Raw genomic sequence first — 23719 nt, forward strand, 5'->3', positions numbered from 1 at the left:
TTAACATTTGTGTCACTTTGCTTATACAAATGTTATAATGCTTTCAAATTTCTAAAAACATGAAAACCAAAAAACTTTTTACATTTTCAAATGAGGTAACAAAAGATAATATCAAAGAGGTAATGCAGCAGGCTATTGCACTGGAGCTTGCTACTATTCCAACGTATCTGTCGACCTATTATTCAATAAACAGAGCGCAGGATCAAGATAAGCTATACGATAAACTCCATGCGCAGCTATCGCAGTCTGGTGAACGTACTGAAGCTGAAATTGAAGCATTGGCGCAAGATCTGAAACTGGATGTATTGGTGTATTCGAATAAATCAGCTGCTTTAATTATGAGTGTGGTTATCGAAGAAATGCTGCACCTGGCTCTTTCCTGTAATGTGAAACAAGCAGTTTGTCAAACAGAGCCGGATCTTATGGGAATCGGAAAAGTACTGTCATTTCCAACACAATTAGATGGACATATTCCTGAATTTCAAATTAACGCTGCAAAATTATCGCTGAATCAGCTGACTACTTTTTTGCAGATAGAAAGCCCTGAACCATTTGTAGATCCATATGCAGAAAAACAATTGTTAAACACGGTTGATTATCAAACTATTGGCCGTTTGTATGAAATGATTATTGAGTGCGTAAAAGAGAATTTCCCTGGTCCGTATAATTATAGACCACAATTGCTTCCACCTGATAATCCGGCACGTCCTAAGCCGTTTTATTCTCAAAACTCAATGAATACCGTGCATTATGACAGAGAGCATAATCCTCAATTTGCTAATGGCAATGATAGCGGCGAATTGGTTGGGGTGTATGATGCTCATTCGGCAGTTGAGGCTTTGGAACGAATTGTAGAACAAGGAGAAGGACGAAGCAAGGAGAAACAGCATACTCTGATTTGGGGAGAAAATAAAATGCCGGTACCAATGGAAGTCGTGGATGGAAAGGTTACGTTTTGGGAAGGCGATTATGATGATACCAGAAAAGAAGTGGCACATTTTGCCAAATTCCTCGAAGCGTATAGTCTTGGTGGTCATTATCAGGAAAAGTTTAGTAAAATTCAGGGCTTGGACGATTTTTTCAGTTATTTCGTGTACGACACTGATGCCAATCCGACAATAGCCGATTATAGAGCATCGGGTAATGAGGCGCTGGCACTTTGCTCAGAATTGGGTAATGCGGTTTTTGCTTATATTCTTTTAATGATTGAAACCTGTTATTATAAAGACGAAAGCACTCAATATGATTTGTTCCTGTATGGCATTCATAAATCGATGATCTGGCTGTTGAGCGGTGTAGGAAATCAGATAAATTATTATACTTATTCCAAAGGAAATAGTGCCTACAGAGGAGCTTTAACATTTGAACCTTATTCTTTTGTAAATAGTTTTTTAAGACCAAAAGAGCAGATTATGAATTTGGTCGATCAATTGGCTAAAGCAGATCCTGTTAATTGGGGCTGGGCAATTAAGAGTGAAAATTATTTTCCTTCACTGCCAGACGTAGGGCTGGATCACAGTATTATAGCCGATATGCCAAAGGTACCAAGCACACCATATAAACATAATCATTAATCAAAAAATAAAAAAGATGTCAGAATTAGTAAATAGAGAGCTTCATGTATGTATGGGGCTTAATTCATGTAAAAATGCGGGATATTCAGGCAATAATGATTGTGCTGGAAAAGGAGATTGTTCAACAGCAGTTGGTCATCCCTGTCATACCTTGAATGCCTGCAAGGGACAGGGAGGCTGTGGAATCTTTGGAACTACCGAAGAACTTTGTCATCCAGGCGAAAATGAATGCCGTTATCAGGGAAGCTGCGGAGTGCCTATTCTGTCTTCTCGTTTTTTGGCACAAGGCCCTAATAAAGGACTTAGTGTCTGGCAATTGGCAAGAGCGCGTTTTGAAGAAAAAAGAACAGAAAACGGTGAATCATTTGGCGCAGCGCCACAACAGTATGGTCCAAGCGATGAATATGTAAATATGGTTCGCGGGACTACAGGTAAAGATTATTCTTCCTGCGGACAAAGTGGTTCAAGGTCTTGTTCCTACATAAACAATCCTGTGGATAGAAAGGCTGCTGCCGACTTAAGGGTTTTGAAGATGGAGGAAGAAAGTGCAAAAAAACTGCCAGAGACTATTTCAAACTGCTGTTCGAAAAAATGATAACTAGACTTGGATTGCCTAATTTAGGATTAGGATTAGGTTTAAGAAGTCAGCATTTTGAGCATATACTTCAGAATAAACCCGAAGTAGATTGGTTTGAGGTAATTTCTGAAAATTTTATGGATTCGCATGGACGGCCTAGATATATTTTACATCAGATAGCAGAACAGTATCCCGTGGTAATGCACGGGGTATCGCTGTCTATAGGAAGTACCGATCCGCTGAACTTTGATTACCTAAAAAGTTTAAAACAGCTGGCAGCCGAAGTGAAACCGGTTTGGATTAGCGATCATCTGTGCTGGACAGGAGTTTTAACAACCAATTCGCATGATTTATTACCGCTTCCGCTAAATGACGAGTCATTAAAACATGTTTGTGATCGAATCAGGCAGGTACAGGATTATTTGGAACGTCCATTGATTTTGGAAAACCCAAGTACGTATGCATCCTTTAATAATTCTACACTTCCAGAATGGGAGTTTTTGCGATTAATGACCGAAGAAACAGGTTGCGGATTACTGCTGGATGTAAACAATGTGTATGTGTCTTCTTTTAATAATGATTTTGACCCAGTGGAATATATCAATGGAATTCCGCATGATAAAGTAGTGCAGATGCACTTGGCGGGTCATCAGAACTGCGGTAATTATATCATTGATACACATGATAGGGAAGTGACCAATCCAGTATGGAAATTGTTTCAGATGGCATATCAATTGGTAAGCGAAGCTTCCGTTTTATTGGAGTGGGATGGTAATATTCCAGCCTTTGATGTGTATCATTCCGAGTTGCTTAAATCAAAAAAATATATGGATAAAGCATTTGCTGGAACTGAAAATGAAATTCAATCTGCTGAGAAAGAGCAAATTTCAAATCCATTGAATATTGTTGCGATAAATCAATTTATATAAGTGTTTAAGATGCACAAAACGCCTACCATACCATTGAAGGATTTTCAGCAATGGATGCAGCAGCTTTTACTGGATCCTTACCAGCAGACAGCTGTCAATCCTAATGATTTGCTTTCCAATGCATCAAATGCAGCATCAATTGAAGATGTGATTTGTCATTCTGAAAAATTGACCGCGCAAGAACATTTGGGTATTTACCAGCGGAGTTATATTGCGCGTTTGCGAAATTGTATGTCACAGCAATTTAGCGCATTAGAATATGCCTTGGGGGAGGCTATTTTTTGCGCTTTTGCTGATGATTATCTTGCTTCAAAACCATCGTATAATTACAACTTATCTTTTTTAGGGGCTCATTTTTCGGAGTATCTGCAAAATAATAGACCTGATGCTCAAGAGGAACTGAAAGAAGATTGGATAGATTTTATGATTGAACTGGCTCAATTTGAATATGCCATTGGTGTTCTTTTTGAAATGAAAGCGGAAGAAAATTATCAATTAGCGGCGATTAATACTGCAGAAAAGGAACTAAAATTAGTACCTATATGCAGCTTATTCAAATTCCAGTTTCCAGTACAAAAATACTATTCTGAGTTTAAAAATGGAAAGGAACCCAATTTACCATTTGAAAGCGAAAGTTATTGTGTGGTTTTGCGTCATAAATTTAAATTAGCAATTTATGATCTGCACAAAGAACAGTATGATTTTTTAAGTATTTTAAAAAAGCAAGGAGATATTGCTGTTGCAAAAGAACGGTTTAAAACTCAGTACAAAGAAAATGATGAGGTATTTGAAGAAATATGGAGCAGTTGGAAAAAACGCTGGATTGAAGCTAATTTTTTTCGAGTTTAGTAAAATAAGCAACAAGCTGTTATATCTTTATAAAATGCTATTCTTGGCTTATAGGAATGATTGCGTCCACAAAGCGAATATCATTTAAGCTAAGGTTGTGTGCTAAAATATAATTCTTGCAAAGTTCTGAAGACGCAAAGTTCTGAACGTTTTTTTGTGTCTTCGCGACTTTTCGAGAATGAAATTAAAGCTTAACGTAACGGCATTGGCTTCTATCCTTGATAATTTTAGATTGAAAATGATATTGGATTAAAAGTGTTTCAGTATTTTTTGTTTTATTTCGCACCAAAATGGTAGCATAATCCATATAAAAAAGTATCTACCACATTATCAGAACCAACAAGAACCCCAATATTTGGTGTAATTCTTACTTCTAATGCTCCTCCATAGGCAAGCTGAATTGTTGTGTTTTCAGTATTCATTTGTTTTAGGCTGGTACCTCCAATTTTCACTGTTACTGTAACCCTTTCAAACTCTCCTCCTAGTGAACCGTATATTGCATAAAATGATTTTTCATTATTCACTATGTCAAATTGAGTTCTTTCAAATGAAACGCCGTATGTTAGGATATCAGTATAGGAAACTCCTACTTCATAAGAGCTGGGTGATGCTAACAAACTGACTTGAGTACCTGGATAATAGTTGGCATTATCTTTCGCATATTGTTCTCTTTTTGATTGTGAGTTTGCAAGTGATGTCATTAAAACCATTAGTAATAGGAATTTTTTCATAACTATACATTTAAAAAGTTACTAAATCATCTTTTTTATTTTCCGATATGTTGTTTTTTGTTATTTTCTGTCACTAATAAAGTAGGTAGTGTCAGGGAAATAATCTAAAAATTTAAAGTAAGTTCTGGGGTGACTGTTGCTTTAAATTTCTCATTCAATTATTTCTATATGTAAAGTTAATGTATTAATAATCAATACATATATAAAATAAATACAATTTTACTGCCTAAAATTATAAATGGTCAAAATAATTGAACAAGCGCAGTTTTTTTATTTGGTGAGAGGAAGAATATGATTGAAAATAAAGATTAGATGCAGAGAAAATTACGTTCTCTCTTTTCCTAAAATTTTATATTCCTAGTTAAGGTTCTTTATTATAATCCGTTTATCTTATTTGTAAGCAATGAAAAGTATGAATTTATCAAAAGAAAGTTTTTAATAAATTTGTATTTGTAATCCTCATTTTAAATTAGTAATTTTACTTAGCACTCACTAAACTTCGAGATATTCGGGCTTTAGTGGCAGCTAAAAAAAATATCTAACAGACGGCAGAAACTAATACAACGCCGTCAGAAAACAAATAAGTTATGTCGAGAATTTTCATGGTAATAGGTTTGACGCTCACTTTTATAGTCTGGACTTTATATCGGCTTATAGTTAAAAAGGATTTAAAGAAAAACTTAAATAACATGTACCTTGGTCTTTTTTTTATAGGAACTTGGGCACTTCTTTATTTTTTTATTGAGGAGTGTTTTTAGATTTGAGAATGATTTAAATTTCTTTAGTCAGCCTGTCTAATTCTTTTAATAAAGTAGGAAATCTAAATTCTCCAGCCATACTTTCGATTTTTGCGAATGCCTCGTTTAAATCAATCCCGATTGAAGTGATAAAAAGAGGTTTTTTACTATCGCCTCTAAACAAGCTTTTTTTGTCTTTGTTTAATGATGCAAAATTAGTTTTGGCTACTCCAATTATTGGGATCTCCTGATTTAATTTTTCATACAAATGCCCACCTAAGCCATATTTTTTGTCATCATCCAGATAAATATATCCATCAACAATTATTGCATCAATGTTTTTTTTCAGCTCCATCTTTTTCAAAAGGCTTAAAATACAAGGCAATTCTCTTCTATAAAATTCTCCTGGAATATATTCTTCGACATTATCAACTATTTCTGAATATACTTTATAGTCTTTGCTATGATTCCATTGATTAAATTCAATACAGACGGTTTTGGCTTTTCCGTCAAAATAATATGTGTCAAATGCCAAAAGTACTAATTTTTTTGTCATGATTCTATTGGTTCCATTGTATCTCCTATACTTAATGTGTATGATAATATCGGGTAAATAAAATTTAAATTGTTGTTTTCCTGTCCTCTTAAAGTATAAAATTCTTTTTTTTGATTTTCATCAGCCAATGTTAACAATTCTCCATTGGAGAAATACGGTAAATTATCTTTGAAATGTATAAATGTTTTTGATTTTCTAAAAGTAATTCCAAGCCATTTATTATCAAATTCAAGTTTCTTTTTGCTTAAAGCAGATTCTAATATAATTTTATGAAGAAACTTTTTATTAGTTTCCAATGAAAATAGGATAATAGAATTATGTGTCAGCGGGATTTCGTATTCTTCATTACTTACTTTGTCTTTAATTTTTAGTTTACGTATGTTCTTTTCTATTAAATTGTCAGGATTTTCATAGCATGAAAATAAACCAATAAAAGAGCCAGTTTCCAAATCTAAAGATTGATCAGAATGATAATTCATTTTAGAATAATTACAGTCGTAGATTTCTATAAGTGCATTATTAAAATCTGCCGATTGTAAATTTTCAATAGGATTATTTTGAATTTCAGTATTTAAAGACGCTATAATTTGATGATGTACAGGAGAAAAATCATGAGGCGGAATATTGTAAATACTGGTTGTTCTTGTGATTGGAATATTTTGATCAGATATATTAACTAAATTATTTCCGATTCTCCCTTTAGTGATATTTTCAAAAGTTATGGAATTTGATAATTCTTCGAATAAGTTTTCAAGAGGGAGTGTGATTTTATAAAAGCCTAAGTTGTTCATTACTTATTGTCAGATTAAAATATTGGTTTTTCGTAATCACCAGAATTCATGCTAAAATGAATTTTACCGTATTCTATTTTCTTTTCACTGATATTTTCTTCGTAATATGAATTTCTTAGGTCAATCATTGTATCTGAAGTCATTGGTTCAAGTTTAATAAACGTATTGTTTTCCTTGATATAGGTTTGGTCATTTATGTAAACGGCTTCTAAATTTGAACAGCGGGCAACATAACCCATTCTAATTGGAATTTGATCTACATTTAGAACAGAAGGCTTAATTTCGTGAGTGTATAATCTATTTGTAGAAAGAGGTATTAAAAAAGCTGAATTTGGATACAAAGTAACACTGAATTCCTTTTCTAAAGCTGGATCAGTTACGGTATTCTTTAATTTAAAATGAAGTTTTGTCAGTCCGCTTGCTTTCTTATAAAACCAATCGTACCTATCCTCTTTTGATTGTGTCAGCTGGTCAAAATTGGATTTGTCATAGAAAGTGCAAAAAGCAATAATACCATCTTTAGACATATCTTTTGTTTTGTCAGAATGTGCTTTTATTTTAGATTTTACTTCTTTTGCGCTGTCATTGCTCTTTATTTTATTCTCATAAATTTGAGCTAGAACATGATTAACTTTTGTTTCTTTTTCAAAAGTATATTTGATAGCATTATTTAAAAAGTTTAGGATAATTTGATCAGTTTTTCTAAAATTGTCTGTTGGTCCGGTAAAATTGCTTGAACATCTCAAAAGGCGAAAATGAAGCAATTCTGAATTATTTGTATTTTCTTTTACAATTTCAGTTAAATAAATGCCTTTTCTTAGAGCCTTAGATTCTTTGTTCGATTCTGTCAGTTCCTGAAATAAATGTTCAGATTTAATTGTATTAAAATAATCATTGTCGCCAAACATATTTCGGTAATAGATTCCAGCATTGCTGATAAGAAGCGGAACTTCTCCTAATGTTGTAAAATGCAGATTATCACCTTTGTAATTTTCGTGATTTATTGACAGTTCTTCGATTACATAAAAGCTATGTTCATTGTTTTTAAGTTGATTAATATCTCCGCAGACGTAAATCATTTTGTTAGCTAACGAAGTTTTAATTTCAGAAAAATCATTTACTACAATTCCACAGAATTTTTCTATCAGGTAGCTAAGCTCTAAAGTTGTGTTTGTGTTTTTACCTAAAACAATGAGAATATTTTTGTCTTTAGAAATTTTGTTTTCGCTGGGTAATGTCATCATCTTTTATGCGTTTTCTTCTTTAGTTTAAGTTGGATCTCAGTGTTTTTATTGCTAATATATAACTAATTTTATTACAGAAATAAATAAATTTTTTAAATAGCAGTTTGGCTTTTTTATATTTGTAAATAGTAGAAAGATATATTTAAAACTAAGTTGATTTATAATTTTTTTTGTGTGCTGAATGAAAACTAAAGTTAGTTTTCTAAAATTTTCCAATGAAAAGCTGCTACAGATGTTCTAAAGTTTAAAAGACATAATGTGTTTGTTCTTAAAATCTATTTAAGATCAGTATTTATATGAAATTTGTAACAGGGAAGTAGGCTGTCAGTAGATTTAACGTAGTTTCATAAGTCGTTTTTCGCCTCACTTTTGCAAGCAGCCAGGATAAGAAACTCATGATAAAAATATCTTTTGGGCCGTTTTGTGCCGAAACTATAAAATCTTCTATTGCTATTTGGAATTTTTGTGTTTTTATAATTTCGGGTTTCAGTACATATTGCTCAATAAATAAAAGATAGTGTACAACACGTTCTTCATTTATCGTTAAAAGGTATTTTTTATAACGCCGTTTAAAACTTTTTATTCGGGATAAAGCCAGTTCGGTGTTTTCCTGCTGGGCGTGCAGAAGGATTTCGACAAGACACTTTTTTATGGTCCAGTCCATTCCCATTTTTTTTTCGTACCAGCTGTCGGTATGGTTTAATTTTGCCATTTCTTTTACGGCATTGCGTCCTGCATTTTGCTGTAAGTAAAAAACGATCAGCATCAGACGGAGGTCATTGCTGTCATTAGGATCTGTTTTTTTATTTGAAGAAAGCGCTTTTTCGGCAATTTCAATTGCTTTTTGCCAATGACCAAGATAATTTTCATTGAAAGCCAATAATAAAAAATACCGAAGGCAGAACCGCTGATAATATTTACCAGATTGTTTTTGAAGTTCGGCAGACATCAAACCAAGATAATCCAAAGATTCTCTAAACTGACCATTCCGAAAATAGAAGTTGGCTATAAAATATAAAATGTAGATATGATAGTATAAATGTCTGTCTGTCAGATCCGTTTTTTTACTAATGAAACGGTAGCTTTTAACTACAAAAGGCTGAATAAGCGAGAAATTACTGTTTAGGGAAGCATATTCGTTGGCGATAAATAATATTTGATACAGCGATTTAAAAGTCAGTCTCTGTTTTAATGATATTCCATGTGTTTCAATGGTGGTTTTTATGAGTGACTGAAAATCTACAATCCGGCCTTCGTGATGAATAGCGGCAAGTTCACGGCGCAGAACAGCATAGCCTAAATTAAGCTGTTCCTCATATTCGAGCTGTTTTTTATTGGCTTTAAACTTCTCAATTATTTTTTCGATTGGTTCCGACAGATTGAAATGTGCAAATTGTATCTGAGTCTGATAGATTTCATTGAGAAGACCAAAATGTTCAATGCTCAATGCAATATCTTCGGCCTTTGCAAGACATTTAAAGGCTGTTTTTATCAATTTGTGTTCAAAAAATAAACGGCTTACAACAATAAGACGGAGTACTGCATTTTCTTGTGAGGTGTCATTCTCAAAACTTCGATTGGCCATGAAATCAATCATACTGTCATACAGTCTTTTTCTGAGAGCATGATAGGCATCGGTACTTTTTTTGTTTTCTAAAGTATTTATTTTATAGTTTATATCGTCAGTTTTTAAAGAATTGAATAATGCTGTATTGCCTGTGTCTTTACGTTTGTTCTTTTTTGAAAGATATTGTATGAATGCCTTTTTTTCGTTTTCATTCATCATATTTACTATTTCCTGAAGTGCATTCATACGGATGGTTTTTTTTAGTATAAAAATAATAAAATACATTTTTATATCGTCAGTTTTATTAATAAATTGATTTTTAGAATTCCTGTTTCATGCTGACATTTGCCTCATAATCATAAAACATAAAAAATTATGGAACCGCTAAAATCAAATGAATCAAACAGCAATTCAGAATCAAGAAATGCAAGATTAAACAATGAATCTCCTCTAAAGCCAAGTGTCGCTTTTGTGGGCGCATCGTGGATGACGTTAATTATAGGTATGACTTCCTATTGTATCGGACTTTATAACTCGGATATGGCTTACAACGAAAAAGGATATTATTTTACGATTCTCCTTTTTGGTCTTTTCTCTGTAATATCAGTGCAGAAAAGTGTACGAGACAGACTGGAAGGTATTCCCGTAACCGATTTATATTACGGTTTAAGTTGGTTTAGTACCATTACTGCTGTAGTATTGTTAATAATCGGTCTATGGAATGCCGATTTACTCCTGAGTGAAAAAGGATTCTTCGGAATGTCGTTCGTATTAGGACTGTTTTCTGCTCTTGCAGTGCAAAAAAATACCCGAGATCTCAAACAATTTGAATCGGCTAACATATAGTTTTTAGCGGGCCTCATTACTGTCACAACATTGTGCAGTTTTGAGGTTTTCTAAGTTTTAATTTGTAAGGATGTGAAGCCTAATGTCACTTTTCTTATGGATATTGTACGAATGTCTCCTGACTTTGTACCTGCAATCTAAATCAAATATTTTATTGACAAAAAGCTTCAGATTTCTCTGGAGCTTTTCTATGAGTAATAAAAACTAAAACTCCGATTTGGATAGGAAAAATATTTTTTGTCTTTAAAATAGATATTCACAATTGATGAAATAGCTGCAGATTGAGTTATATTAGCTAGAGAAAAAAGTATAATCATTACAAGTTATCAGGTAATAATCAGAATAAACTTAAAAACGAATCACTTATGAATAAAGACGAAATCGTAGAATATATTGTTGACAGAATTAATGCTAATGAGGATCAGTATCAGATAGAAGCTTCTTTGAAAAGAAAAGAAATTGATCCAGCTCAATTTGATTCTTTGATGGATCAGGCATTGGCTAGGATTTTAGAGCATAAATTAAAAACTTATCCACGGCAGAATATAATTCGGTTTACAATCTGGACAATTTTGTTGTTATTCTTTTCAGCTTTATTCTTCTTCATTCTTCCCGGATTAGGTATTACCCGAAACACGATTACACTTTCAATTCTAGGTACAATTTGTTTAAGTGTTTCACTTCTTAATGTTTTTATTTATTATGGCAGCTGGAGGAAACGAAATATTGAGAAATACGGAAAGCCCAAGCCTCCCATAGAGGGTTATCTCGTAATATCTTTTTTTCCAGGGTTTATATTTTATTTCATCATATCAAGTTGTTTTTCTTCAGGAGCTGATAAAATATTGAAAGAAACTCAACAAGATGCTGTTGCAACGGTTATTGATGGATCTTCGATAGAAGGAAGAATAAATTACGCTACTGTTACGGTCGAATTTATGACAAAAGACGGCAGAGTCATTACGGCAGTTGAAGATGTTTCTACTTATGAATTCAAAGATTTTTATCAAGGTCAAAAACTAAACATTGTTTATTCTAAAAATGACCCTCACAATATAGATTTGCTTATTGATAATTATAGTGTGTTAAAATATAAAAATAAACTGCAAAGAGAAATAGAACCTAAAGATCTATTAAATCTGTCATCGGTTTCTTTTGAGAATCTAGGTGCAGAACTCAATAAAATCAATAATAATTGGGTTTATAATGATTCGGAAGGCGTTTGGATTGATGAAAAAAGACAGCAGATTATTTCTACCAGAAAAAAGCCTGATCAGGTTATTTTGATGATGCCAAGAGGATATGGCAACGATTTTGATTTTGCCAATAAATTTCTTAAAATAGGATTTGTTAAAATTAACACTCAAAAATTAGATATAGAAGCCGATCCTGCAGAAACAATTTATATAAAAGACGATTATCTGGCTAGTTTTAAAATTGTAAATAAGAATTTTAAATCAAACCTGATTATTGTTGTCGAGAAATTGAAAAAATGATAAAATAGGGTAGGAATGTTTTGATATGTAATTATTTACGAAGTGAAATTTGGATATGGTTAAAAAGCTTGATATGTCCATGATAGAGGAGATGTTGAGGATAAGATAAGGATTCAAAAGTTAGTGTTTCCAGAGAGTTTGTCAATTAGGGCAGAAAATAGAGAATATCTAACCAAAAAAGGGAACCGTATTTTTGAGTTAATTCCAATTTTTACGGGAGGTGATGAACATGATAATCATAAAAAAACCCATCAAAATGCTGATGGGTTGTTCTTAGTAGCGGGAAGCATTTAAATGTCTAACCGGCTTATGGAAGATTTCTAAAAAGAATTACTTAAGCACACTTGGATATATTTAATATTTCTAAGGGCCAGATTAAAAACTGTTATATCTAAATTAGATAGCTAATAAAAGAATGTTTTTTCTTTTAAGTGATATTTTTTAAGAAATTTAAAAGCTTTATTTCCTTTTGAATTATTCTTACCATAAATAGTCCAAAGATTAATAAAAAAATATATCCGCTTGATAGGATGTAAAGATAAAAGCCTCTTGAGAAATTGTTTTCAAAAACAGGTAAAAGCAACGTGAAGCCAACAATATAAGTCATGTAAATGACAGGTGTAAGGATGTAATGTATTTTTTTTCTCCATTTGTAAAACTCATGCGCTAGTTTACTGTATTCAATTAAGTTAACATCGGTTTTTAAGTCCTGTAGTTTTTTTACGCTGATCGATTCTAAGGCTGCGCGGATAAGAAGCATTGCAATCATAATACATAATCCAAAACTAAACTGTGTATGTCTATAAGCACCTGCCCAAATATAATAAGTGATTAATATTAATGAGGTTAGACTTAAAATTATTCTGGTCCAAAAATGACTGCGTTTAATTTTTTTAGTATGCGCCTCTGCTTTTTTAATAATTTCGGAAGCAGTTGGCTGTGTATTAGATTCTGTCTGCTGATCCCAGATATTTTGTAATTCTTCAAATGTTTTCATTTTGTACACATTGAGTTAAACTTTTTTTGATTCTATGAATTCTAACGCGAAGTGTTTCTTCAGTTATCCCGATTACTTCTGATATTTCCTGGTATTCTAAACCGTCTAAAGTCATTAGGATTATCATTTTGTTTGTTTCTTCAAGTTTTTGTATGCATTGATACATTTGCTGCAGCTGTTCATCTTTTTCGCTCGAATAGGTTTCTGAAACTGTCTGAGGCATAATATCGGTCCTAATTTCTTTTCTTGAAGATGATTTTCTTAAATAAAGAAGGCATGTGTTTACTGCAATCCTGTAAATCCAGGTGCTGATACTCGAGTCATTTCGGAAGGTGTCTAATTTCTCCCAGACTTTGATGAAGATTTCTTGAGCTGCATCAGAGGCCAATGCAGTATCTCCACAAAAATAACCTTTGCACAAACGAAACACCTTATTGTAATGCTTGTAATAGATCTCGTTGAATTGTTCTTTTTTAGCCACCTTATTTTAATTCAAGTTTTACTTTATCCATAAACCATTCAGGTTGATCGTACATTACAAAATGAGCAGAGTTTGCTGCGTAATAAATTTTAACAGAAGGAAGGTTTTCATACTGGGCTTTATAGGTGTTTTGTACTGTATTAAGATCTGGATTTGTGGCAGCTAAAATGACTGCTGGAATTTTAATCTTAGAAATTTCTTTTCGCAGGTCTAAATTAAGCATGTCAATATAACCATAAACATAGGTTTTTCTATCGGCAATATTCATCCATTCATTGATTGTTTTCTGTTTTTCTTTGTTCATGCACATATAAGCAGTCGACTGCGAATTCATTCCGTTGAACGCTTTTTGATCCATTGCCAGCATCATTTTACTTTGTGGATTGTCGTACGGAATAATTTCCCCTTTGTAGTTAGGAATCATCAAAGCTGCACTTGCAGGTAAAGCATCAACGATAATTAACTTTTTAAACAAATTGGTTTCTTGAGAGGCTAACCACAAGCTTAAAGTACCTCCTAAACTATGGCCAATTAATGTAGCATTCTTTATTTTCTTTGTTTTTACATAAGAAATGACCTGATCTTTTATGGTAGAAAACCAAGGTTCTTCAATTGGAGGAACATTTCCGAATCCTGCAAAAGTAAAAACATGACATTCGTAATTTTTAGAAAGCTCTGCAACTGTTTCATTCCATACTTCTCCTGTACAGCCAAAACCAGGGAATAACAAGACAGGAGCTCCTTTTCCTTTTACCTCTACTTTGAAGGCAGTTTGTGAAAAAACAGATTTTGAGATAAGAAGAATAAATGTAATAATTAAAATAGATTTCGTTTTCATAAGATTTAATTTTTTAAAGTTTATCTTTTGATACAGTACTAGGTTAATTGTTACCTCAAAAAAACATTTTTTTTTAAAATATTTTTATCGCTTTCAGAATTTAGGTTTAAAATCCTGCAGTTTAGCTTAATAAAAAGCAAGTGATGATTTAAAAAGAGTGCAGAAAAAGTGGTAAATAAAAAAAAATGGAGAAAGAAAAAAACCATTCTTTTGGATAGACAGAGGCGGAAACACTTTTATTAATTTCTTTTTTAGTTTTTTCAGAAAGCTTAGCAGTCTAGGAAAATAAAAGCGTTTAGATTTCAATTTAGAGGTGTTAGAAATATAGATTTCTTCTTATTCAGATTATCTAATCTTATTAATACCAAAATAATTGAATTTTACAAAAGGTGTATAATAAAAAAGCTCCAGATTTCTCTGAAGCTTTTTTCGTTGTAGCCCTAACGGGACAATTTTCGAACCATTTTGTGGAAGATTTGAGTAAATTGAATAGGGTTTAAATTTTGATTAAATCAATAGTAAAAATTTATCTTCGCGTCAGATATGGAATAATAAAGTTTCGCCGGAACCGGTTCCGTCCTTTTCACCTGCTTTCGGAGAAGCATTCTTGACTTTACATCCTACAAAGTATTCTCAAACACTTATCAGTAAAATGAAAGAGCATGGTGCAAAAGCTTATTTAGTGAATACGGGATGGAATGGAACAGGAAAAGGATTTCTCTTAAAAATACAAGGGCTATTATTGATGCCATCATAAATGGAGAGATTAATGAGGTAGCTACTATAAAAATACCTTTTTTAAATTTAACAGTACCCATTTTTTTGACAGATATAGGTGAAGGAATTTTGGATCCAAGAGATAGTTATGCAGATGTGAATGAATGGGAAAAAAGAGCAAGAGATTTGGCCTCTCGCCGGGAAACAAACGTATGTGATAAACCCCGTAATATTACCAATATTTTACTTTGTAAAATCGGGTGTGCCACGATTTTGCCATAACTTTAAAAAGGCCTTGAAATTTTTCTTATTTAACTTTCCTGCTGTAAGCTGATTGACTGTAAAAGAACGACATAATTTATTAATGAATACTACAAAAGTGAACATTATTTAGAGACTATAAACTTATAGGCAAGTCAAATTATATTTTGCTACTTCTACTTTTAGTGTTAAAAAATTTTGTTTCAATGACGGATAAATTCTGAATCTAGATTCTTAAATGGCAAAGTTTTGCAATACACCAATTTTATGATATAAATTTTGAATATATGTCAATAGAGCAAAAGCTTTATGGTAATTTATAAGGCTTTATTGTTATTTCGACTTCACTTCGATATCCTGGATGGTAGGATGGCCGATAATTTATATAACCCATTTTCTGTAACTCCTTAAAGTATTTATGGTAGGTTGGTAAAGTGTTGATATGTGAAAGCGACATTATTTACTCCGACTTACTTTAATTATCTTTGCATGTCCTTGTCTATATCCGAGACAAAGAATAGCACTTAAAAGAACGAATGCCAAGCATTAAGTCTGTGATCCTCCTCTAAAATAGAGAGATATTTTGAAAGTTTTTGTAGTCTCATATTAGTTTTCATCATTGAACAGATTCATTAAATCTGATTTGTTATAATAATAGGATCCTAAAACTTTTTTAAAACGCACTTTTCTCGTTATTCGGAGATTCAGTAACGATGCGGCAGACATGTCCATCAGTTTCCTGACAACACGACTTTTAGCCATTCTGGATTTTAGCCGTCCTCTTCTTTATTTTGGTTGTTCTCTATAATTTTTGTCCAATGTAGGGAATACAAGTCAATACTTCTTTCTCTAATCGATTCTGATCCAATTATGTTCCTAAGCCAAAAATCAATTTTAATTCCAAAAAAAATCAATTACTTACTTGATGGGTTGTTTTGTTAACATTTCTTTAACAGTTGAATTCGGAATGTTTTAGAGTAATGTTTAGAAATTATTTATAAACATTTCGGTCTCTGCAGCCTTGCTGATCAGATTGTCTTCGTATGCTAAATTTTGCCTTTTTTTTATTACACTGAAAAACTTTCATCTTTATTGAAAAATCTTAATTTTGATTTGATTTTTAATCTTAAAAGCTTAACAGTACTATTTTTATTTATACCTTTTTTGTTAAAATAAAAAATGTTAGGAACAGACCAGTTTAGGTCTTTATTTTTACATTTTATCTTATAATCAATCAAATCATAAAACATACATTCAAATTGATTGTTAAAAATTATTAATCCATTATCCCATCTTATTTTATCAGACATTCCCTGTATTATGAAATGGTCGAAAAATGCTCTAAAATCTCCCTCTTTATCTCCTTTTACAGCAAGGTAGGTCATGCTTTGAATGTTTTTAGGATAGTCCAAAATAGAATTTCCAAAAGCTAGCTCTCTAAATAAAAAATTACATTCGTCAAAACAAAAATGCTCAGGGTGAGTGTATACTAGTTCATAATCACGGCTTTTCATAAAAAGTTTATTCATCTGATCTGAATTTCTATATAAACAAAATGTTCCCATTGTAATGTCCTCACGACAGGTTAAAATATCATGATTCTTTAAAATTTCGTAAGTCATAAAACCACGGATATTACCATAAACCATGTCAATATCTCCATGTCCCCAAAAATCGTAAGGTGCTATGATTTCAGGGAATAAAAAACCATAGGCCGGTTTGAAATCGCATAATTTATATGGACTCTCAATAGCCACTTTAAAACCCAGTTTTGAGTAGGCATTGCTTTTAAAATCATCTATTGTTTTATAAATGATTTTCACATTGTGGGGCTTGTCGGGAATTACTGTAGTATTATCAGTTAATATAATAAAATCAATAGTTGGATTGTAAACACATGATTTAATAAAATAAGGAAAATACCATGGGTAATCTCCATACCAGCATGTAAGTAAAGCGATTGAAGGTAAAGTAGTCATTATAATTTATATTTTAAGATTGTAATTGCTGATGCTCCCCTTCATTTGTATAATTTACATTTTTGCATCCTCTTCGTTTTCTAAACAGAAAGACCTAATACTGAATCGATTTAAAATTTTTAATATGATAGAAATCACATTTGAATTTTGAGCACAATAAATTATTAGTTAGAATTTCTTGTACATAAAAAGAAGCTTTATTTTTCGGAATTCTATTTAGCCCTGACCTTGTTGGTTTTTATGTTTTAGTTTCTGCAATTAGGTTGTTGTTTGTTTTTCAAATATAATAGAGATTTTAGTACATGATATTTTTTTGCTTAAATTCAACAAACTAGGCATAATTTAATTTTTAAAAAGACTGTCATTCTCTTTTTAAAAGATTATGTACAGATTATTTTTGCAATGTAGAAAACTAATCCAATACACAAATATATCACGTTTATTTCTGTATTCCAAAAGCATTTTTATAGGAGACATTAATATTGAGGGCTTCATAGAAGGAAAGTTTAGACAAGCCAAAACAACATATGTTTTAGATCGTATCAAAGCAAAGCTTTCTAATAACCTGAACTCGATTAATAATTTAGGCTGAAAACATTGCAGAAAAAGGTAAAATTTAGTATATCTAAATTTCTGACAATTAAATATTTAACTAAATTCCGCCTTATGATTTGTTTCGATAAAATTACTGATATTTTCTCTATTGTTGATGAATTTTGTAAAGATTTTGATAAAGCTACACAACCTTTTTTGCTAGGAAAGCCTTCCAAACGTCCTTCGATTATGTCTAAATCCGAAGTGATTACAATTTATTTACTTTTTCATTTGAGTGGTTTTCGTTGTTTCAAGCACTATTATGTTTTTTATGTTCAAAAGCATATGCAAAATGAATTTCCAAACACCGTTTCTTATAATCGTTTTTTAGAACTGATGCAAAGCGTTCTTTTACCAATGACCATTTTTGCCAAAACTTGTTGTTTAGGCAATTGCACAGGAATTTCATTTGTAGATTCAACACCCATAAGAATTTGTAAAAACAAACGAATCAGTAGAAATAAAGTTTTTAAAGGCACTGCTACTACAGGAAAATCTACAATGGGCTGGTTTCATGGATTTAAGCTCCATATAATTATTAATGACAAAGGAGAGTTATTGAGTTTTGCTGTAACTCAAGCGAATGTTGATGATAGAGAACCACTGAAAAATGAGGGTTTTTTGAACGCAATTTTTGGAAAGTTATTTGGTGATAAAGGATATATATGCCAAAAACTATCACAATTATTATTTGTTGATGGAATCCAATTGATTACCAGTATTCGCAATAATATGAAAAATAGTTTGATGGAAATGAGCGACAAAATTTTACTTCGTAAACGTTCAATAATCGAAACAGTCAACGATGAACTTAAAAACATTTGTCAAGTGGAACACTCCAGACATCGCTCATTTACTAATTTTTTGTCAAACCTTATTGCTGGAATAATTGCTTATAATTTTCTGCCTAAAAACCTTCTTTGAAATACGAAACTGTTAAAACTAACCAATTATCGTTCTTTATATTAATCGAGTTCAGGTTACTAACAGCGAATCATGAATTGCATCCATCATGATAGTGCTTAACTTGACCAAGGTAGCGCAGCTATGAACACCTATCTTTTTGGTTTAAAAAAGCGCTACGTAATATAAAAAACAAGCTTGAAATCAACTTAATGATTTCAAGCTTGTTTTTAACAAATATTTAATATTAACCTTTGTGTAAAATTGTCAAAGGATTTAGTTTGTTTGCAGACCTTAATTTTCTACTTTTAATGGACTTAATTTAAAAATTAGTAGGATTTGTTTGTGAAAGAATAAAGAAATTTACAAAAGATATGATTGTTAAAAATTGGTTAAATTTGGAAATAAATCAATTTTCGTGTTAAATATTTTTATAACATTACAAGTAAAATTCTGTTAAAATAATAATTTTTTATGAAAACACCTATAAAAAAGCAAGGCGTTTATTTTTTAGCAAATAATAAAGTTTTTGAACTTGTTACTGCTTTTTTAAATAGTTTTAGAACATATAATAAAGAACTTCCTCTTTGTCTCATACCTTACAATGAAGATTTTGATAAAGTTGAAGCAATGAAAAAGATTTATGATTTTAGTGTTTTCAATAATCAAGAGTTATTAAGATATTGTGATGATATAAGCTTAAAATTTCATGGGGAAGTTGTTGGGGCTTATAGAAAATTAGTTGCTTGGGAAGGAGAATTCGAACAGTTTATATATATAGATATAGACACTGTTGTTCTTGATAGTCTTTCTTTTGTCTGGCAAAATTTATCTCACTGCAAAATTTTTACTTCCCACTCTAATTTGCCAGAAATAAGAAGATGGGTTTGGAAAGATTCAATTTATACCAAAAATAAATTGAATAAAACACAAATAGAATATGCTACAAATACAGGTTTTATTGTAAGCACAAAAAACATTTTACCGATGAACTGGGTAATGGATCAGGTAGAAGGAGCTCTATCTTTAAAAGAAGATATGGAATTATTATGTATGGAGCAGCCTTTCCTAAATTATCTGATTGTAACATCAGGGTATAATTACGGAAGTTTATTTGTTTTTAATATGTGGGGAGGCACAATTACAAAAAATATAAAACTCGAATGTTGGGCAGGTTTTCCTGGAGGAATTGTTAAAGACGGCACTTTCAAAGATCCATATAAACGTTCTGTATTTTTAATGCATTGGGCTGGAGTATGGAGAGAAAAAAATGGAGATTTAGCCAAAATACCTTATGTAGAGCTCTGGGATTATTACAGAAACTTAGATCCTTTGAATTTACCGGATCCTTTGAAAGAAATTCAAAGAAAAGGTTATAGTAAAGTTATAGAAACCTTACGTAAAATTTCAAATTACAATTTAAAGAAAACAGTTTAGACTAAGAAAAGCTATTTTTTTTCGGCTGAGTTTTATGTATCAATATTAAATCAAAATAATTATTTTGGAGCACAATATTTTAAAATCTAAAGAAGTCGATTATCAATCAATTGTTATAATTATAGATTATTTTGGAGATTGGCCTGATTGGTTTTCCCTTTTTTTGGAGTCCTGTAAAGCAAATTCTACGATAAACTGGCTCTTTCATACTGATTGTGAACACGAGCACTATAAAATTGGGAATGTATCTTTCAAGTCCATAACAAAAGAAAATTATATTCAAAAGGTCAATAAAAAACTCAATATAAATTTTACTCTGTCAGATAATTATAAATTATGCGATTTAAAACCTATGTATGGATTCATTCATGAGGAAGAAATTGAAGGTTATGATTTTTATGGTTACGGCGATATAGATGTAATATACGGTAACATAAGAAATTTTTACACTCCACAAGTTTTACAAAACAATGTACTAAGTAGTCATAATTGGTGTATATCTGGACATTTAGCAATATTCAAAAACTTTAAATGGATGAGAAATGCATTTAAAAGATATAAAGGATGGAAAAGCATAATTGAAAATCCCGAATGTCTGAGATTTGATGAGGATTCATTTATAAAAGTTTTTCAATATCCATCGGAGATTAATTCTAAATATTTTTTTTTATATGACATCTTTAATCCTTTCAGTAAGAAGTATAGACAAAAATTATATTTAATTGAACAATTTACGACACCTCTTACTCATGCTTTATGGAGATCGGGAGAATATTTTCACCCACAAACTTGGTATTGGTACAATGGTGAGTTAACCAATGAAATAGATTACGATCAGAAATATATTTACCTTCATTTTATGAATTTCTTTTCAGGGAGATGGATGAACTCTTATTATAAAAAGGATCGAGTTTGGAAAGATCTTGATAAATTCGTATTCATAGAAGCTGATCAAATGCAAAAAGATGGTGTAATTATAAATAGATCAGGATTTAATCTTTTTGAGAAAAACTGTAGAATAATATATAAAACCGATCCTGTCCTAAATAAAAATTCCACTATATAAGACTTTCCTAGTTTAAAAAACACAGAAAAAGGACAGAGACTTTGTTCTCTCAATTATGTGACCAGTTGATGACTAGGCGTAATTATGCTAAATCTTTTTAAGGATTTAAAACAATGATTCTTATTAAAATAACAATTTTAACCACGATACGATATTTAAATAAATTCGTATTCAATAGAAACATCAATAATCTAAAAAATTAGTCTAATTCAATAATGCACTGCGGTTTCTTTGAATATTTTATTAAAATAGCGAAGAATACATAAGTATTTAGAGGCAGGTCTTTGTTGTTTTGTAATATTTTAAGTGTTTATTTGTGTTTTTATGATAATTTCATAAAAATAACATATTTCTGATTAAAAATTATTAAAAATTATTTTTTATTGTAAGATTAAAGTGTATGTTTGATAAAAAAAACTTACCATATCGAAATAAGTAGAAGTTAAGAATATTTATTGAGTTATAGTTTGACAACATGAATTAAAAATATAAACAACTAAAAATTTGCGGTTTACTTTTTTATCACTTGGAAAAGTTACTCAATGATATAACAGTTTTTAGTAGTGTCAACAATTTTTAAATAATGATACAAGTAAAATTAATACTTCCAAAATGGAAGCTAACTATATAACTACTGATAATTTATTTAGTCGATTCTCAATAATCATGAAGAAGATTTAACAATTTAAAATTAAAAGACAAAAAGGTGTGTTATGTTTAAGAATTTTAAGTTAGTACGTAAATTGAACAAAAAAGATTTGTTGTTTCTCGGAAAGTTACAAAGTTATATGTTAAGAGAGCTCAGCTGAATTAATGAGTATCAATAAGATAGTTTTAAATAGTAATTGGTGAAAACCTTAAAATCAATACTTAATGAATAAAAAAAATATTTTCATTTTCATTTTCATTTTCATTTTTACAAGTTCATATTCGCAAGAAAATTTTGAAAATCAAAAACTTGCTGCAACTTGTAAAATATGGGGATTTTTAAAATATTATCACCCAAATGTTGCTTCGGGAAAGTTGGATTGGGATATGCAATTGATTAAAATTTTACCTGAGGTAAGGAAGGCCGTTAATAAAGAAGATTTATCTAAAGTTTACATTAACTGGATTGAAAACTTAGGTGTAATTAAAGAATGTAAAAAATGTAGCCAAACTTCCAGTAAAGAATACTTTGATAAAAACTTTGATTTAGGCTGGACTCAAGATCCTTTGGTTTTTTCGGTTGAGCTTGCAACAAAACTTAAAACTATTGAACAAAATAGATTTCAAGGAAAACCCTATTACGTTGATGTAGAAAAGGTTGGGAATATAAGTATTACAAACGAAAAAAGATATAGTAATGCTGAATATCCTGATTCCGATTTTAGATTGTTGGGTTTATTCAAATTTTGGAATATAATTGAATATTTCTATCCTTATAAATACCTAACAGATGAAAACTGGAATGCAGTACTATTGGAAATGATTCCTAAATTTTATAATGCTAAAGACCCCAAAGAATATCATCTTGTAATGTTAGAAACTGTAGTCAAAATTGACGATAGTCACGGAATATTTAAAACCAAATATACAGTTGCTTTTTTTGGGGAAAATTTTTTCCCTGCTTCTTTAAAGATTATAAATAATAATGCTGTAATAAATGGTTTTTTTAATGATTCTCTGTGTAAAATAAATGATTTACATATTGGTGATGTAATTGAAAAAATTGATGATAAAACAGTGCCAGAAATTTTATCAGACCGCTATAAATATATATCTGCCTCAAATACGAAAGGAAAACAAAGAGACACATATTACACTCTTATAAACGGTAATACAAAGGAGGTTAAAGTACTTTTGAGTAGAGATGGTATTACTACTGAGAGAATTATAGGAAGATACTCTTTTGAAGATACATTTAAAGAATCTTCGGAAAAGACAAAATTTAAAATTTTACAGAACAACATTGGGTATGTAAATTTTGCATCAATGCAACATGAGGATATTGATGAATTGACTAAAGCACTTTCCAATACCAAAGCAATCATTTTTGATCTTCGAGATTATCCTGGAATAATACCTTATAGAATTGCTAATTTTCTTTATAAGAATAAAAAAGCTTTCAATAGAGAAATCTTACCAGATTTAATGTATCCAGGAAAGTTTTATTGGTCCAATTTGCAAGAATTTGGCAAAGAAAATCAAAATTATTACAAAGGAAAGGTAATAATATTAGTAAATGAAAAAACTCAAAGCCGTGGTGAATACGTAACTATGCTATTACAAAGTTCACCGAACGCAATAACAGTTGGTAATCAGACTGCAGGCGCTGATGGTAATGTAAGTAAAATTGAGTTTTTAGGTTACTATTCGTCACTAATATCTGGTATTGGCGTTTATTATCCTGATGGCGAACAGACGCAAAGGAAAGGAATAAAAATAGACTATAAAATTGAACAAACCATTGAAGGGATCAAACAGAAACAGGATGAGATATTAAACAAAGCTTTAGAATTATGTACGATGAATCAATAAAATATGAGTAACAACTAAGTTTTAATTTA

At 31.1% G+C, this 23719-nt stretch carries 21 protein-coding genes and 2 pseudogenes; 13 read left to right on the forward strand and 10 right to left on the reverse strand.

Annotated features, from left to right (window positions below; translation table 11 throughout):
* Positions 1-59: 59 nt before the first annotated feature.
* Genes IRZ80_RS13550 through IRZ80_RS13565 form a run of 4 tightly spaced genes read left to right on the forward strand, consistent with a single transcriptional unit; the run spans position 60 to position 3929 of the window.
* Positions 60-1574 carry a ferritin-like domain-containing protein gene (locus IRZ80_RS13550; RefSeq protein WP_194642107.1) on the forward strand — a complete coding sequence of 505 codons (1515 nt, stop codon included), beginning with the start codon at positions 60-62 and terminating at the stop codon, positions 1572-1574.
* 16 nt (positions 1575-1590) lie between these two features.
* Entirely contained in the window at positions 1591-2169 is a 579-nt protein-coding gene (locus IRZ80_RS13555) for a hypothetical protein (protein ID WP_194642108.1), read from the forward strand.
* Positions 2166-3080 (forward strand): DUF692 domain-containing protein, encoded by a 915-nt coding sequence (locus IRZ80_RS13560; RefSeq protein ID WP_194642109.1) that lies wholly within the window; start codon positions 2166-2168, stop codon positions 3078-3080. The genes IRZ80_RS13555 and IRZ80_RS13560 overlap by 4 nt, the downstream gene beginning before the upstream one ends.
* A 9-nt stretch (positions 3081-3089) precedes the next feature.
* Positions 3090-3929, forward strand: a complete 840-nt coding sequence (locus IRZ80_RS13565; protein ID WP_194642110.1) for a DNA-binding domain-containing protein — start codon at positions 3090-3092, stop codon at positions 3927-3929.
* A 275-nt stretch (positions 3930-4204) separates the two neighbouring features.
* Here IRZ80_RS13565 and IRZ80_RS13570 read toward each other — a convergent pair whose 3' ends face one another.
* From IRZ80_RS13570 to IRZ80_RS13590, 5 genes are all read right to left on the reverse strand, one after another.
* Positions 4205-4660 carry a hypothetical protein gene (locus IRZ80_RS13570; RefSeq protein ID WP_194642111.1) on the reverse strand — a complete coding sequence of 152 codons (456 nt, stop codon included), beginning with the start codon at positions 4658-4660 and terminating at the stop codon, positions 4205-4207.
* A 771-nt stretch (positions 4661-5431) separates the two neighbouring features.
* Positions 5432-5953 carry an endonuclease V gene (locus tag IRZ80_RS13575; protein WP_194642112.1) on the reverse strand — a complete coding sequence of 174 codons (522 nt, stop codon included), beginning with the start codon at positions 5951-5953 and terminating at the stop codon, positions 5432-5434.
* Positions 5950-6744, reverse strand: coding sequence for an alpha-ketoglutarate-dependent dioxygenase AlkB (locus IRZ80_RS13580; RefSeq protein WP_194642113.1), 795 nt, complete (start codon positions 6742-6744; stop codon positions 5950-5952). The genes IRZ80_RS13575 and IRZ80_RS13580 overlap by 4 nt, the downstream gene beginning before the upstream one ends.
* A 14-nt stretch (positions 6745-6758) precedes the next feature.
* Entirely contained in the window at positions 6759-7988 is a 1230-nt protein-coding gene (locus IRZ80_RS13585) for a hypothetical protein (protein WP_194642114.1), read from the reverse strand.
* Between the two features lie 292 nt (positions 7989-8280).
* On the reverse strand, positions 8281-9840 hold the full coding sequence (locus tag IRZ80_RS13590; RefSeq protein ID WP_194642115.1) for a hypothetical protein: 1560 nt from the start codon (positions 9838-9840) through the stop codon (positions 8281-8283).
* A 90-nt stretch (positions 9841-9930) separates the two neighbouring features.
* Between IRZ80_RS13590 and yiaA the strand changes: the two genes are divergently transcribed.
* From yiaA to IRZ80_RS13605, 3 genes are all read left to right on the forward strand, one after another.
* The gene (yiaA, locus tag IRZ80_RS13595; RefSeq protein ID WP_194642116.1) at positions 9931-10401 is read left to right on the forward strand and encodes an inner membrane protein YiaA; all 471 of its coding nucleotides are present in this window, start codon (positions 9931-9933) and stop codon (positions 10399-10401) included.
* 365 nt (positions 10402-10766) lie between these two features.
* Entirely contained in the window at positions 10767-11897 is a 1131-nt protein-coding gene (locus tag IRZ80_RS13600; RefSeq protein ID WP_194642117.1) for a hypothetical protein, read from the forward strand.
* Positions 11898-12020: 123 nt separating this feature from the next.
* Complete coding sequence (locus IRZ80_RS13605) at positions 12021-12191, forward strand: hypothetical protein (RefSeq protein ID WP_194642118.1); 171 nt, start codon at positions 12021-12023, stop codon at positions 12189-12191.
* Between the two features lie 133 nt (positions 12192-12324).
* Here IRZ80_RS13605 and IRZ80_RS13610 read toward each other — a convergent pair whose 3' ends face one another.
* From IRZ80_RS13610 to IRZ80_RS13620, 3 genes are read right to left on the reverse strand one after another with little or no spacing between them, the layout of a single operon-like run.
* On the reverse strand, positions 12325-12894 hold the full coding sequence (locus IRZ80_RS13610) for a hypothetical protein (protein ID WP_194642119.1): 570 nt from the start codon (positions 12892-12894) through the stop codon (positions 12325-12327).
* Positions 12881-13375, reverse strand: a complete 495-nt coding sequence (locus tag IRZ80_RS13615; RefSeq protein WP_194642120.1) for an RNA polymerase sigma factor — start codon at positions 13373-13375, stop codon at positions 12881-12883. Before IRZ80_RS13615 ends, IRZ80_RS13610 begins: the two co-directional genes overlap by 14 nt.
* 1 nt (position 13376) lies before the next feature.
* Entirely contained in the window at positions 13377-14213 is an 837-nt protein-coding gene (locus tag IRZ80_RS13620; protein WP_194642121.1) for an alpha/beta fold hydrolase, read from the reverse strand.
* Positions 14214-14778: 565 nt separating this feature from the next.
* Between IRZ80_RS13620 and IRZ80_RS13625 the strand changes: the two are divergent.
* Positions 14779-15128, forward strand: a pseudogene (locus IRZ80_RS13625) (phosphoenolpyruvate carboxykinase (ATP)); the annotation flags it as partial.
* A gap of 669 nt (positions 15129-15797) precedes the next feature.
* Here the strand turns inward: IRZ80_RS13625 and IRZ80_RS13630 are convergent.
* The gene (locus tag IRZ80_RS13630; RefSeq protein ID WP_194642122.1) at positions 15798-15953 is read right to left on the reverse strand and encodes a hypothetical protein; all 156 of its coding nucleotides are present in this window, start codon (positions 15951-15953) and stop codon (positions 15798-15800) included.
* Positions 15954-16258: 305 nt separating this feature from the next.
* Positions 16259-17170, reverse strand: a complete 912-nt coding sequence (locus IRZ80_RS13635) for a DUF6625 family protein (RefSeq protein ID WP_194642123.1) — start codon at positions 17168-17170, stop codon at positions 16259-16261.
* A gap of 666 nt (positions 17171-17836) precedes the next feature.
* Between IRZ80_RS13635 and IRZ80_RS13640 the strand changes: the two genes are divergently transcribed.
* From IRZ80_RS13640 to IRZ80_RS13655, 5 genes and pseudogenes are all read left to right on the forward strand, one after another.
* Positions 17837-18688, forward strand: a complete 852-nt coding sequence (locus tag IRZ80_RS13640; RefSeq protein WP_194642137.1) for an IS982 family transposase — start codon at positions 17837-17839, stop codon at positions 18686-18688.
* A 453-nt stretch (positions 18689-19141) separates the two neighbouring features.
* The gene (locus tag IRZ80_RS13645; protein ID WP_194642124.1) at positions 19142-20104 is read left to right on the forward strand and encodes a hypothetical protein; all 963 of its coding nucleotides are present in this window, start codon (positions 19142-19144) and stop codon (positions 20102-20104) included.
* 64 nt (positions 20105-20168) lie between these two features.
* Positions 20169-21170, forward strand: coding sequence for a DUF6625 family protein (locus tag IRZ80_RS13650; RefSeq protein ID WP_194642125.1), 1002 nt, complete (start codon positions 20169-20171; stop codon positions 21168-21170).
* Positions 21171-21181: 11 nt separating this feature from the next.
* A pseudogene (locus IRZ80_RS21030) lies at positions 21182-21373 on the forward strand (IS982 family transposase); the annotation flags it as partial.
* Positions 21374-22043: 670 nt separating this feature from the next.
* On the forward strand, positions 22044-23690 hold the full coding sequence (locus IRZ80_RS13655; protein WP_194642126.1) for a S41 family peptidase: 1647 nt from the start codon (positions 22044-22046) through the stop codon (positions 23688-23690).
* The last annotated feature ends 29 nt before the right edge of the window (positions 23691-23719 follow it).

It is taken from the genome of Flavobacterium sp. HJJ, from assembly GCF_015351475.1.
Taxonomy (GTDB): Bacteria; Bacteroidota; Bacteroidia; order Flavobacteriales; family Flavobacteriaceae; genus Flavobacterium; species Flavobacterium marginilacus.